Annotated in this window: 12 protein-coding genes; 7 read left to right on the top strand and 5 right to left on the bottom strand. The window is 26.0% G+C overall.

The features are described from left to right. Positions 1 to 46 precede the first annotated feature (46 nt). The 5 genes from AACL15_RS04630 to def all read right to left on the bottom strand — a co-directional run bounded on the left by AACL15_RS04630 (position 47) and on the right by def (position 6309). On the bottom strand, positions 47 to 970 hold the full coding sequence (locus AACL15_RS04630) for a hypothetical protein (protein WP_339033885.1): 924 nt from the start codon (positions 968 to 970) through the stop codon (positions 47 to 49). 54 nt (positions 971 to 1024) lie between these two features. Next, positions 1025 to 1981 carry a hypothetical protein gene (locus AACL15_RS04625; RefSeq protein WP_339033883.1) on the bottom strand — a complete coding sequence of 319 codons (957 nt, stop codon included), beginning with the start codon at positions 1979 to 1981 and terminating at the stop codon, positions 1025 to 1027. A gap of 53 nt (positions 1982 to 2034) precedes the next feature. Further along, a complete protein-coding gene (locus AACL15_RS04620; protein ID WP_339033881.1) occupies positions 2035 to 3720 on the bottom strand; it encodes an APC family permease in 1686 nt (561 codons plus the stop codon). Further along, the gene (locus AACL15_RS04615; protein WP_422398409.1) at positions 3720 to 5441 is read right to left on the bottom strand and encodes a ribonuclease J; all 1722 of its coding nucleotides are present in this window, start codon (positions 5439 to 5441) and stop codon (positions 3720 to 3722) included. Before AACL15_RS04615 ends, AACL15_RS04620 begins: the two co-directional genes overlap by 1 nt. Before the next feature lie 259 nt (positions 5442 to 5700). Then, positions 5701 to 6309, bottom strand: a complete 609-nt coding sequence (def, locus tag AACL15_RS04610) for a peptide deformylase (RefSeq protein WP_339033877.1) — start codon at positions 6307 to 6309, stop codon at positions 5701 to 5703. Between the two features lie 41 nt (positions 6310 to 6350). On the opposite strand from def, the gene rsmD reads away from it, so the two are divergent. The 7 genes from rsmD to AACL15_RS04575 are packed head-to-tail and all read left to right on the top strand — an operon-like array spanning position 6351 to position 14511. Continuing rightward, positions 6351 to 6950, top strand: a complete 600-nt coding sequence (gene rsmD / locus AACL15_RS04605; protein ID WP_339033876.1) for a 16S rRNA (guanine(966)-N(2))-methyltransferase RsmD — start codon at positions 6351 to 6353, stop codon at positions 6948 to 6950. After that, complete coding sequence (gene gmk, locus AACL15_RS04600) at positions 6950 to 7831, top strand: guanylate kinase (RefSeq protein ID WP_339033874.1); 882 nt, start codon at positions 6950 to 6952, stop codon at positions 7829 to 7831. The genes rsmD and gmk overlap by 1 nt, the downstream gene beginning before the upstream one ends. 5 nt (positions 7832 to 7836) lie before the next feature. Further along, entirely contained in the window at positions 7837 to 9090 is a 1254-nt protein-coding gene (rsmB, locus tag AACL15_RS04595; RefSeq protein WP_339033872.1) for a 16S rRNA (cytosine(967)-C(5))-methyltransferase RsmB, read from the top strand. Positions 9091 to 9147: 57 nt separating this feature from the next. Then, complete coding sequence (locus tag AACL15_RS04590; RefSeq protein ID WP_339033870.1) at positions 9148 to 11580, top strand: hypothetical protein; 2433 nt, start codon at positions 9148 to 9150, stop codon at positions 11578 to 11580. Positions 11581 to 11628: 48 nt separating this feature from the next. Further along, positions 11629 to 12702, top strand: coding sequence for a 23S rRNA (adenine(2503)-C(2))-methyltransferase RlmN (gene rlmN / locus AACL15_RS04585; RefSeq protein WP_339033868.1), 1074 nt, complete (start codon positions 11629 to 11631; stop codon positions 12700 to 12702). After that, positions 12692 to 13450, top strand: coding sequence for a PP2C family protein-serine/threonine phosphatase (locus tag AACL15_RS04580; RefSeq protein WP_339033866.1), 759 nt, complete (start codon positions 12692 to 12694; stop codon positions 13448 to 13450). The genes rlmN and AACL15_RS04580 overlap by 11 nt, the downstream gene beginning before the upstream one ends. 50 nt (positions 13451 to 13500) lie before the next feature. Continuing rightward, positions 13501 to 14511: a serine/threonine-protein kinase gene (locus AACL15_RS04575; protein WP_339033865.1), complete on the top strand. Its 1011-nt coding sequence runs from the start codon at positions 13501 to 13503 to the stop codon at positions 14509 to 14511. The last annotated feature ends 1 nt before the right edge of the window (position 14512 follow it).

Here is a 14512-nt window from a genome sequence, read left to right as displayed (position 1 = left end):
AAAGAAAAGACCACATATAAATATATGTGGTCTTTTCTTTTATTATTTATGCTTCTGCTTGATTAACTTCATACTCTCTTTGTTTTTCAGCAAGTCTTGAATAATCTTGATACTCAATTGCATCGCCTTTAGCTCATATACCTTTAATAATTCTATTTATTGTATAAATAATAAATAATTGAATTGCAATTCTATATGCAGCAAATGTTGTGCTCAATAGTGCTCCAAAGAATCCTCTTTTCTTGTTGAATAAATCTCCAAGAATTGAGAAAATTGTAAGAACAGCTGATATTAATTGTCAAATTAATACAATTGTAGCAAAGATTAAGTTTATAATCGCTATAAAATTCATAAACCCATAAGATATTCCTTTTTTATCTCATGCTGCTTTTGCATTTGGTGTTGCAAATAATAAGCAGTTTAGAACTCCTCAAAATACTATTCCTGATAAAATCCCAACAACTATTTGATCTGCCAATCCAGCAGTAAATATTTCTTTTGTAGAAATTAATGAATAACCAAAATAAAGAGATAAAGCTATTGTTCCTGCTATTAAACAGTTTCCACCGTATCCTTTAGATATTGTAAATTTAGGACTAACTGTTGATTTAATAGGAATATTTTGCATTTGTGCTAGTACAAAAGGTGTAAATAAACCACCAATTGAAATAGAAAATAATGCGATAATATATCTATTATTTAATAATGTAATATCATCAGCTTTTCTTAAAAAGTTTATGATGAATGAACAAAAGAATATATTAGTTATAATAGCAAAACCAACTATGGCAACCATCATAGGAATAAAATTAATTATAGTTTGATCTCCACCGCTTATTTGATTTGCAAAATTAGGATCTGCTATATAATAAGCAAACACTATTGCGGACAATAAACCTACAATTAAACCAAATCAATTTCCTATTAAAAGTAGCATTCTCATACTTGAAGTTTGTCTATTTCCTCTCATTTTTCCACCTCCTTAATAGAATTGTACCATTAAAAAAATTAAAAATAATATTAGTTAAATAGTTTCTTCTTCCCCTAGTGTATTTTTTATAAGTACTTTATATTCACCAAAAGCATTTTCTTTATTTGTTATACCAATATAAAAGTATTCATCTTTAATTACATCATTCATATTGTATTTTTCTCCAACTGAGTAAGTTTTACTTTCTTCATTAAATTTAGCATAATAAAGATTTTCAGGTCTATCAAATTTTTCTAATTGTACTTTTTTTACATTATTTATATGTGCAATAACTTTTTCTCTTACTTCCTTGCTTTCAATGTTTGTACTCATAAACCATCCAATTACGTATTCTGCGGGTGCAAATGGTAAATTTTGAGGAAATTCTATTCCCCAAGGTTGTTCATCGAATCCATCTATTGAAATATGTTTTTCAATCTCTAATTCAAAAGTATTTTTAAATTCTTTTTTTAAATCGTCTAAGCCTTTATATGGATTAGATGAGTTTAAACCAAAAAGTCTAATTTGTTTATTATTGATTGATGCATAAACATTAGCATAATATAAATATCCTAAAGCAGGGTCATTAAATCTTTCAATAACAAGAGTATGATCTTCAATTTTCATTGCATTTATATCTTTATTTGCATCAACAAATTCTTTGCTAAATTCTTCAGCTTGGCTATTTTTATAGTTCATAGAACCATTAAAACTTGTTGTAATGGTTTTTATACTATAAACATTTGATATTTCTTCAGGAATAGCTAAAAACATCTCTTCAACACATTTTTTTAGTGAATTTGTAAAATCCTTAGAAGTTAATTCAGCTTGTGAAATACCATTAACATCTTTGAATTGTAGATTATTTCAATCAAATTTTGCAAAGTTATAATTATAACTTATTCTTTTTGTAATTATTTCAATTGGAGAATAAAAAGCATAGTTTACAATTGGAGCAACAGATGCAATTGATACAGCAGATGCACTTAACATTATTATTAATTTTTTCATAGCTTTCCTCCATAATAAATTAATTATATTATAAAAAAATAGTCCTTTATGGACTATTTTGAAACAGTTTTATTTTTTAGTTTTTCTTCTTTTAAATTTAATTTGTATTCTAGATACTCTTGATCATTTTTTATTTCTTCAGCTCTAATATCTGCCATTTCTTTATCACTTAAAAGTCTAAAGAAGTTTTCATATTCTGAAATAACTTTACCCATTTCTGAATTTGGGTCCATTTTTTTCATTTTATTTTTATAGTATAAGAAGTATTGCAATATTGCTCATATGACAATACCTACAAAGTATACTAATTGGAAGATACTGCTTACTAATCCTTGTATAAGAATTTTACCATTTTCATCTTTTGGATTAGCAAATATCTTAGCCAATTCAAAGAAGTATGAACCTAGTATAAATACTAAGAATAGTAGAGTAATAAATCATGCTATGTATTCTCATATTTCAACTTTTATTTTCTTTTTAAATCCTTGAACTAGCACAACTGGAATAATCATTCCATAGATTGCAATTAAAAGAATTGATGCACAACTTGCAATTGTTCCATAATTTAGTGGAGAAGGTGACTTTGTAGCTCCTTCAATAATATCTGGAATAAATAAGAACATAATTGCACAAATTACAAATAATCCCATTGTTGCTAAAACTCCAGCAACTGGAACATTTTCTTTATTCTCTTTTCTAAAGATTGGTGAAATATATCCTTGACTTGATAGAGGTTCAAGAGTTGACCCTCCAAATAATGTTATTTGTAATGAAGAATTAAATCTCATTAGTATTGTACAAATAATAATTAGTATTGGTCCAAAATTTCTTAAAAAATTATTGTCTGGAAATAATTGTGTGTTTGGATTTCCAGTAAATGTTCCACCAATTGCAAACATTGTAATTACAGAGAATACTATGTAGAAAAGAGTTGTTGCAATCATTATAACTATAATTGCAATTGGCATATTTCTTGCTCTATTTTTAATATTCTTACCTGTTGATATAAATGTTTCTATTCCACCAAAAGCAAAGAAACAAGTTGTAAATGCTTTAGTGAAACCATTCATAGTTAGTTTTTGATCTTTATAAGCATCAAAAGGATTATTTCCTAAACTTAGATTCATAAATCCAGCAGCTAGACCAAAAATCATTAATAATAGTGTAATTCCTCATGTCATATATCCTATGATTAATCCAACATACTTATATTTTTTTATTCCAAAAAATATAATTGTTGCTGCAAAGATATAAAGGGCAAAGGCAATTAAATCTAAGTATAGATTTCCTCATTCTCCAAATTTTCCATACTCTCCATTTTTATCTTGACCAACAAGTCATAAACCACCAGTTTGTCCTTGTTCCAGTGGTCCAAAGTTAGCTCTAACCATTGTAACTATTAAAGCCATCCCAATTACTGGAATAACTGAATAGTTGATAAAACCAATTAATAATCCTCAGAATTTGCCAAATGCTGTTCTAACATATTGGCTTCCTCCTCCATTTGCTTGGGGATGATATTTAACTAATTTGGCAAAGGCTCAAGCACACATAAATGCTATTAAACCCTCTATTAAAAATAATCAAATAATATGAAGACCTATTCCATCTTTTGGATTCGTTCCATTGCCTCCAAGTACTATTTGACTAAAACTTGCTGTAAAAGTAATTCCAGCAATAAAAGTAAAGCCAATTCATATTATTGAAAAAAGGCCTAATTGTTCTTTTCTTGTTTTCATTATTTATTAACCTCTATTTTTTTATTTAAAATAACTGGAATTATTAAAGGATTTCTTCTTTTATATCTAAAGATGAAAGGTGATAATGATTCCTTTATTGCATTCTTAATGGCACCAAACGTAGGTTTTGGCGAATTAAGAACTTCTTGTACTGCATTTGTAACTATGTTTATTGATTCAGAAATAACATTTCCACTATCTCTCACATAGAAACTTCCTCTAGAAACAATTCTAGGAGGAGCTGATAATTTATTAACTTGTGAATCTATTGAAATAATTACAGCCATTAAACCATCTTTACTTAAAATATTTCTTTCTCTAATAACATTACTTGCTTTTCCTGTCATATCTTTTCCATCAATAAATACTGCATCAGCTGGTACTCTTTTACCAAGTTGACCAACACCATTATGCAATTCAATTTGATCTCCATTTGCAACAACAAATACATTATGAGGTTTAACATTAACTTTCATTGCTGTTTCCCCATGGATTTTTAACATTCTATATTCACCATGCATTGGCATAAAACATCTTGGTTTTAGCAAAGTAAATAATAATTTTTGTTCTTCTTGACTTGCATGTCCAGAAGTATGAATTTTGTTATCTCCACTATTTTCAATAACATTAGCACCGATTCTTGTTAATTTGTTAATTACATTTTCTACATCAGCTCTATTACCAGGAATAGGTGATGAAGACATAATTACAGTATCACCAGGAATTATTTTTATTGTTTGATGTTCCATTCTAGATATTCTAGATAGAGCAGCCATTGGTTCTCCTTGACTTCCTGTACATAAAATCATTATTTGGTTTTTAGGGAAGTTTTCAATTTCATGGGGTTTAATAAACATTTTATCATTAATGTTTAAATGACCCATTTGTCTAATTATTTTAATAATTCTTTCAATACTTCTACCAATAACCACAATTCTTCTACCATACTTATTTGCAAGTTCAATAATATGTTGTAATCTATGAACATTTGAAGCAAATGAAGCAATGATAATTCTTCCTTTTGATTTTAAGAAAAGTGTATCAATATTTTGAATAACTTTTCTTTCACCAATTGTATAACCCTCAACTTCAGCATTTGTTGAATCGGCCATTAATAGCTCAATTCCATCATTTCCTCATGTTGCCAATCTTTGCACATTAGCATCATGGCCCAAAGGTGTTCAGTCAAACTTATAATCTCCCGTTGAGAAAATAGCACCGTTAGGTGTTTGCACATGAACTCCAAAAGCATCGGGTATTGAGTGATTTACTGCTGCAAATTGAATAGTGAAATTTACTGTTGAATAAACATCATTTTCAGTATATTCTCTAACAACTGTTTTATTTTGTAACTTGTATTCTTTTAATCTATCTCTAATTAATGCAGCTGCTAAAGCTGGTGCATAAATTACTGGTACTTCAACTTGTTGAAGTAGATAAGGGATTCCTCCAATATGATCTTCGTGACCATGAGTAATAAATAATCCTTTTAATTTTGAGTTATTTTCTACTAAATAACTAAAATCAGGAATTACAGCACTAACACCTAATTGTGTAGCATCAGGAAATTTAACCCCAGCATCAATCATAATAATTTCATTATCATATTCGATACAGTAAGTATTTTTACCAACTTCTTCCAAACCACCTAAAGCAAATACTTTAGTAGGAAAGGGTGCTTGCTGTATTTTTTTCTTTGGCGGATTTATATTATCTGCCATTTTTTTTATTTCAATTTTTTTCTCTAAATTTGCAACTACGCTTTTTACCTGTTGTAGAGACTCTTGTTTTTTGTCTTCCATATTTTCAACTCCTTATATTAAAATGTAAAAATTTGTAAAATGATACGTAAAAGTATTATATGTATTATCGTTTCCAAATAATTTAAAAGTCATAGTTAATAGTATTTTAGCAAAAAATAAATTAAATATACAAAAAACTAAGTAAAAATAAATAAAAAAAAGAAGTTTTATAAAACTTCTAAATTACTATTCAACTTTCCTCATTATAATTTGGATTTTCCTTATTAATTCGATCATAATAAAGTTTTCCTTGATTGTGTTCCAATTCGTGTTGAAAAACAATAGCGTGATATCCTCTTAAAGTTAATTCAATATATTCTTGTTTGAATCAGTCATAACCTTCAACTTGAATTTTATAACTTCTTGGTACTAAACCTTTATGGTCATTATCTACACTCAAACAACCCTCACCATCACTTAAATAAGTAATCTGGTCACTATTTGCAGTTATTTTTCCATTTATGATTGCATATTCTTCAACATCTCCATTTTCAACATCTCATTCAAATCTTGCAAAAAACATATTAGTATTGCTTCCAATTTGAGGAGCTGCTAGTCCAACTGCTGGACGTAAGTAATCTTCATTTTCCTTTTTATTTAAATCAGAATCTTGACTGTATCTTACAAAATCAATTAATTTTCTCATTACTAAGTCATTTTCTTTGCTTAGGGGCAATTCAACATCTAAAGAGATATTTCGAATAATTTCTGGTTGATTATCTTTTCACAATCATTTATTTGTTGGTAATTGTGATTGTAATAAGTCCTTTTTTATATCTAATTTCATAAATCAACACCTCAAGTATCATTATATAATAATAATTATTTTTGTATAATATAAAAAGCAAAGGAAAAATAAAAATGAAAGTTATTAGCGGGCGTTTTAGAGGTAGAAAACTAGTTACATTGGATGGAATGAATACAAGACCAACAATTACAAGAGTTAAAGAGGATATGTTTAATGTTTTAAATAATTATTTTATTTTTGATAACAAAATTTGTTTAGATTTGTTTGGTGGAAGTGGAGCTTTGTCACTTGAAGCTTTGTCACGAGGAATAAAGTTTGCCTTTGTAAATGACCACTATAAACCAGCTTTAGAAATCATTAAAAAAAATTTTACAGGATTAAATAGTGAAGAATACGAGTTATTTAACTTTGATTATAAAAAAATGCTTAGTTATTTAACATCTATAAATAAGAGCGTAGATTTAATTTTTTTTGACCCTCCATTTGCTAAAGTAGAATACTACACAGAATTTTTCAAATATATTTCTGAGAATCAATTGCTAAATAATTATGGTATATTAATTATGGAATCGGAATTAAAGTTAGATGTTAGGGAAATGTCGACTCTAAATCTTTTAAAATATAAGGATTTTAAAAATAAGCATCTCTATATTTTAAGGCTAGAAAAGGAGAGTTTATAATGGAAAAAAAACAAGGGAAAATAATAATTTTATCAGGGCCATCAGGAGTAGGAAAAGGAACAATTAATAAAGAGTTAGCACAAGACAAATCATTGAATTTAGTACAATCAATCTCTATGACAACTCGTGCTCCTAGACCAGAAGAAATTGATGGAGTTAACTATTATTTTGTTGATAAAGAAGCATTCGAAGATGCAATTCAACACAATGAGTTAATTGAATATGCAGAATTTATTAATAATTATTATGGAACTCCAAGAAAAGTTGTTTATGACAAAATTGCAAAAGGAGAAAATGTAGTTTTAGAAATTGAAGTTATTGGTGCCACACAGGTTCTAAAAAAAGAGAAACCAGAAAATTTGGTATCAATTTTTTTAATGCCTCCAAGTTTAAAAGCTTTAGAACAAAGATTAAGAAAACGTGGGACTGAAAAGGAAGAGATCATCAAACAAAGATTAGATAAGGCTTTATTAGAAATTCCATTAAAACATAAATATCAATATGTTATTGAAATTGATAGTGTTGAAAATGCTGTTGCTAAAGTTAAAGAAGTTTTAACAAAAGAAAATACATTAAGTATTGATCCAAGCGAAAGTAAATATTTTAAATTAAAAAATAAGGTAAGTGAGATTGTTACTGGGCAATATCAATATTTTGTAAATAATTGAAAAGAAAATGTTGAAAAAGTAGGTGGAGAAGAAATCAGCGAAAACTTTGATTTTAAAAATTATTTAGTTGAATTATTAACTAATAAAACATATGCTCATGTACTAGCAAGTCAGGATTTAAATGTATTGGAAAACTCAGGTTTTGTTGAAGCAACTGTAGAACAATTTATGATTGATGTTAATTTCTTTAGTATTGAACAAAAGGAATTTTAAAAATAATGAACTCAAGAAAAGAAGCATTAAGTATTTTGTTTGAGGTATTTAAGAATAATAAATTCTCAAATAAATTGCTTAGTAATCTAATTGAAACAAAGGCTATGTCAAAAGAAGACATAGCCTTTGTTTTCAAATTGGTATATGGAACTATTCAATACAAAATTTATTTAGAGTATGTAGTTAATAAAATAATTAATCCAAATAAAACAGATTTCAAAATTCAAATACTTCTTTGAATGAATTTATATCAGTTAAAATTTTTAAAGTCTAAAGCTTATTATGTAATTAATGAATCTGTAAATATTGCAAAATTAATTAATAAAAATTATGCAGGATTAGTGAATAAAGTTTCAAAAAGACTTGAAAATCAAGAACTTTGAGAAGTAAGTATTAAAAATAAGCAAAATATTTTTCCACTGGAAAATGGATTTCCATTTTGACTATATAAAAAAATTTCTGGAGATTATTCAAAATCTCAAGCTAAGGAATTTATTTTAAATTCAAATATTGAAAGTAAAATTAGTTTGAGATTAAACACCTTAAAAATATCGATAAAAGATTTTGAAGAAAAATATATAGAGAAATATAATTTAGTTAAATCAAAATTAATTGAGTATTTTTATTTAACTAATAAAAATATTATTAATCAGGAAATATTTTTAAAAGGTTATGTTACAGTTCAAGACCAAACAAGTGGATATGCTTCTTATATTTTAAATCCGAAACCATATTCAAAAGTTTTAGATATGTGTAGTGCACCTGGAGGAAAATTAAGTCACCTTGCTCAAATAATGGAAAATAAGGGTAAAATTAATGCATATGAATTGCAAGAGAATAAAATACATTTAATAGAACAAAATCTTTCTAGATTGGGAATTAAAAATGTAATTTTAGAATGTAAAAATGCTCTGGATATTTCAGAAGAAAAATATGATTTTATTTTATTGGATGCGCCTTGCTCAGGTTATGGAGTTATCAGACAAAAGCCTGAAATTAAATTAAAAAAATATAGTGATCTAGAAAACTCAGAACTTATTTTATTACAATCTCAACTTCTAGAAAAGGCATACAATTGCGCAAAAGTAGATACTGAAATAGTGTATTCAACTTGCACAATAAATAAGAAAGAAAATGAAGAGCAAATTAGTAATTTCTTATTAAGACATAAAGATATTAAAAAAATATATGAAAAAGTATTTTTTGGAAATGAATATAATAATGATGGATTTTATATTTGTAAAATGAAAAGAATTTAATTCTTTTCATTTTTTATTTTTCATTAGTCGATTAAAGAGAAAGGAGGAGAATGCTATATGATAAAAATATTAAAATTATTATTTACAATATTACCTTTAGGTAATCTATCAACATCAGTTGCAGAAATAAAAAATATAAATCTGTCCATAAAAAATATTTATATAGAAGAACATCACTTAGAAAAGGAACCTTATTATCTTTTAGACGATCAAAAGGAAAAACTTAGTGAAATTATAAGAAAAAATAGTAGCACAATCTATAGAAGTAAAGTAAATAATTTTATTTCCCTTGAAGAACTAAAGTTAGAACATATGAAGGATTTTTGATATGACTCAGATTTAGAGTTAAATTTTAAAAATGTTGTAGAAAGAAACTCTACCGGAAAAAGTGATATTGAAGATATAAATTTTGAAAATCTAAATTTTGAAAGTTTTCAATTAAATATAAATTTAGCTAAAAGACAAGAGTCAAAAGTAATTGAAAGGGAATATAATTATCATGATAAATGAACTGATACTTTTATATATACAAAATTAGATTTAGAGTTTAAAAAAATATATGGAGTTAATTCGGGATTAATAGTTCAAGGAACTATTAGTGAAGAAATTCTTAAAGATAAAGTAGCCTTAAAAAATAAAGCATGAGGAGAGAGACTTGGAAGAATTGAAAGAGGAGGCTTATTATTAACAAATTTAAAAACAAATTTTATATCTAGAAGAAATTATTTTCAAGATATAGAAGAGAACTTTTATACATTAAAGACAGAAAAAAATAGTGAGTACAATTACTCTCGTAAGAAATTGGAGGAATTATTGAATTCAGATGATAATTTTTTTAAATTTTTAAATATTAAAAAGTCCAATGTATATAGAGCTGAAATAAAAACTATTTTTTTTGCTAACTTATTTCAATCAAATTTAATTAATACTGTTGTAGAATTGAAAAATAATTCTCAAATAATTCAGAAAAATATCAAAGTAGTATTTAAAGGAGCTGAAATAAATACAGACTTTCATGAACTAAATTTAAATTATAAAAGTTCACTAAAAAATTTGGATGAGAATCATAAAAAAATAAAATATTTTTTATCTAAGAAGTATAGTATTAATGAAAATGAAATAGTATTTAATTTAAATGATATAAATAATTCAAAAGCCATTAAGAGTTTTGAAATTAATAAGCCAGTAATTTTTAAGTATGAATATAAAAAACCAAGAGGTAAAATTTTAACTTTCAATATATTAATAAGTCATACAAATATTAAATCAGAAAATAATATTTTTATGCTAAGTTGAAATCAAACTAAATTTGAAACTACAAGCAAGAATTATGAATTAGATAATTATTCTGTAATTAGTCAAAGTAATATTGCTGAAGATGATTTTGACTTTAAAGATATTATGACTTCCTTTGAAAAAATAACTCTTAAGAAAAATGAGACAAAAGAATTATTTATTATAAATGGAGAGAAGTTTAGAAAAGTCAATTATAAATATAATGATAATATCAAAGTTAAAAATGAAAATGAAAACACTATAAAAATCTCTGCTTTAAAAGTTGGAAAATCTCTTTTAGAAATTGATTCAATTGATGCCAAAAATAAAAAAGTAATTGAAATTGAAATAATTAATGAAGATGGTTACTTTGAATTAGAGACTAATGAAATAGCAATTAAGAAAGGTGAATTTGATTATATTGATTTATATTCTAACTCTTTTGAACAATTATTTATAATAAACAAAAATGTATCTTTAATTACCATATTTGAGGACAATAGACTTTGAATTAAATCAAAGAAGCTTGGCTTATTTGAAATTGAAATAATTTCAAATATAACAAAAGTGAGTGAGAAAATAAGCATTGAGATAATAGAAAATGATAGTGTGATTGAACTGGATAAAAATATTGTAGTTTCAGAAGTAAATACTTTAAATAATCTAAACATAATAAATTTTGATGAAATAAATGAAAACGAACTGAGTATTAAAAATTTATCAAAAGAATTATTGATAACAAGAGAAAAAAATAAAATTGCATTTATACCAAAAAGCAAAGGGCTTTTTGAAATAGAATTTAAATATAAAAAGCAAAATTTTACTTTCAAAATATATTCCTTTAATGAATTCGTAACCAGAGAAATTAATACTGATAGTAAAAAACTATCATTCAATAAAAATGATTATGAGTTAAAAAATTATGATAATAATATTAATTTAATAGATTTAAATGGTGATTATAATTTCTCTTTGAAGGATAGTAATAATATTGGAAATATAGAAATTGTAAATAAAAATGGAGAGTATTTTAATATTAATATAAGTTCCAAAAAAGAAAGTGAGTCTAATAAAGATATTGAGAATGCAAATAATAGTAAATCAAAAAATAAATGAACTATTGTTATGGCATATTGTTTAATTCCTATTACATTTGGAATATCTTTAATCATTTTTTTACTTTTAAGAAAAAAACTTAAAAAAGCAAGTCTTTAAATTAAACATTTATTACTATGATAAAATATATATTGGAGTTAAATTTTTATGGAACAAATAAGTATATTTAGGTACACAATTCAAGAACTAGAAGAAATTCTTGTGGAAAACGGATTTAAAAAATTTTCTGCTAAACAGGTTTATGATTGAATTTACCTTAAAATGGAAACAAAATTTGATAATATGACTAATTTAAGTAAAGAATTAAGAGAGTTTCTTAATTCTAGATTTTTAACTAATTTACTTAAAGATTTAGTTACTGAAGAGTCTAAGGACGGAACAATCAAAATTTTATTTATGTTAGATGATAAAAAATCAATTGAAACTGTTCTTATGCCTCAAAAGTATGGACAATCTGTTTGTGTTACAACACAAGTTGGATGTAAAATGTCTTGCAAATTCTGTGCTTCTGGATTAATAAAAACTGAAAGAAATCTATCTGTTGATGAAATAGTGAGACAAATATATACAATGAATTTATATTTAAAAGAGAAATATAAAAATGATCCTGAAAATAAAAGATCTAGAGTTAGTCATATTGTAGTTATGGGAATTGGTGAACCATTTGATAACTATGAAAATGTATTGAAATTTATAAAAATAATTAATGATAAAAATGGATTTGAAATTGGTGCTAGACATATTACAATTTCTACTTGTGGAATTGTTCCAAAAATTAAACTATTTGCGGATTTAAAAACGCAGATAAATCTTGCAATTTCATTGCATGCCTCTAATGATGATGTTAGGAATCAATTAATGCCAATTAATAAAGCATTTCCAATTAAAGTTTTATTAGATTCTGTAAGATATTATGTTGATCAAACAAATAGAAGGGTTACCTTTGAATATATTTTAATTGATGGTTTAAATGATAAACCAGAACATGCATTAGAATTGGCTAAAATAATTAGAGGTATTAATGCATATGTTAATTTGATTCCTTATAATGAAGTTGAAGAAAATCCTTATAGAAAATCAACAAGAGTAGAGGAATTTTTCAAAATATTAAAAAAACAAAATATTACTGCAATTGTAAGAAAAGAATTTGGTGCAGATATTGACGCGGCTTGTGGCCAGTTAAGAGCCAAAAGGGAAGGTGTCATAAAAAATGAAATTTAAAAGTGCAATGCTTACTGATATAGGTAATTATAGAAAAACTAATCAAGATTATCTTGATTTTGCAACAAAAAAAACTGGAGAAGCTCTAGGAGTTGTTTGTGATGGAATGGGTGGACACGCTTATGGTGAGGTTGCATCAAAACTAGCTGTTCAAAAATTTATTGAGTATTTTAATCAAAATGATTTTTCACAACTTAATCAAAAAGAAATAAATAGATGATTAAGAAGTTGTGTAAATAATATTTTGACTGAAATGGTCGAATATTCAAATGAAAGATTTGAAACAAAGGATATGGGTACAACATTAACAGCTATTTTATTTACAAAAAATGGTGGATTTGTTATTAATGTAGGAGACTCAAGAACTTATAAATTAGTTAATGATAATTTATTTCAAATAACTGAAGACCAAAATTTATGGAATTCAACTCCAGAAGCGGAAAGAAAAGATATTCAAATGTCAGGAATTTATGAGAAGGCTAACGATGTTACTTTCTGAAAGGTTTTAACAAGTGCATTGGGTCCACAAAAAACCTTAAGAATTGATACATATTTTGTAGAGAATCAAGAAGGTATATACATGTTAACAACAGATGGTGTTCATGATTATATTGATGAAGAAATAACTGCTTCCACTTTAGCAAATAAAAAAGTAAAATTAAAGGATAAGGCAAGCTTAATAATTGAAGATGCAAAAGACAACGTCTCAACAGATAACTTATCAATCCTTATTATTGAAGCAGAGTAATCTAACTCTGCTTTTTTTGTTATTATTATATTGAAAAGGGAGCAGCTTTTATGAGTAAATATGAACCAGGATCGTTAATAAACGAAAGATATGAAGTTATTAGTAAATTAGGAAAAGGGGGAATGGCTTCTGTATTTAAAGCATATGATATTATTACAAGAAATATAGTTGCAGTTAAAGTTGTAGCTCCAGAAATTGTTGTTAAACCTGTAGGACAAGAAAGATTTGATATTGAAAAGGAAGCTTTTGCAAAGTTGGGATCTAATGCATATGTTGTTAAGCTTTTTGATATTATACAAAATGGTGATGAGTGATTTATTATTTTGGAATGTGTTGAAGGGGGAACTCTAAAAGATAAGTTTCAAGATTTTGGTTCAATGACACTCAAAGAGATAAAGTATTATTTTTCAAGAATTTGTGATGCTCTATCAGAAGCTCATAAATTAGGTATAATACATAGGGATATTAAGCCAGATAATGTTTTATTAACTCAAGCAGGAGATGTAAAATTAGGTGACTTTGGAATTTCTGTTATGGAAGGTAAATCATCAGAAATTAATAAAGCTATTGGAACTCCTAAGTATATGCCCCCAGAAATAATTGCAGCACAAGGACCATCTCCAAAAAGTGATATTTATTCACTTGGTATTATGTTATATGAGATAGCTACAGGAGTAGCACCCTTTACTGCAAAAGAAGCTCCCAAAATTGCAGCAAAACACTTAAAAGAAACTCCAACGAGTCCAAAATTAATTAATCCTTCAATTCCACAAAGTCTTGAAAATCTAATTTTAAAAATGATAGAAAAAGAACCCGAAAATAGATTTAATAATATTGATGAAGTAAAAAATGAATTATTAAAAATAAAAAAAGCAGATAATCCTAAACCATATATTTATCATAAAAAAGTAACTTTAGTTATGAATGATGGTAAAAGAAAGCTTCAAGTAGGAAATACTTTGGATAAATTACCAAGTATTGTCAAGACAAAATTCACAGCAATCTTTTTAATAGTTATAATCTCACTTATTGCTTTATTTGTTTTGCTAATGGTACTATAAA

Source organism: Spiroplasma endosymbiont of Cantharis rufa, assembly GCF_964019665.1.
Classification (GTDB): domain Bacteria; phylum Bacillota_I; class Bacilli_A; order Mycoplasmatales; family Mycoplasmataceae; genus Spiroplasma_A.
The sequence above is the reverse complement of the archived record's forward strand: the minus strand, read 5'-3'. Positions and strand labels throughout refer to the sequence as shown.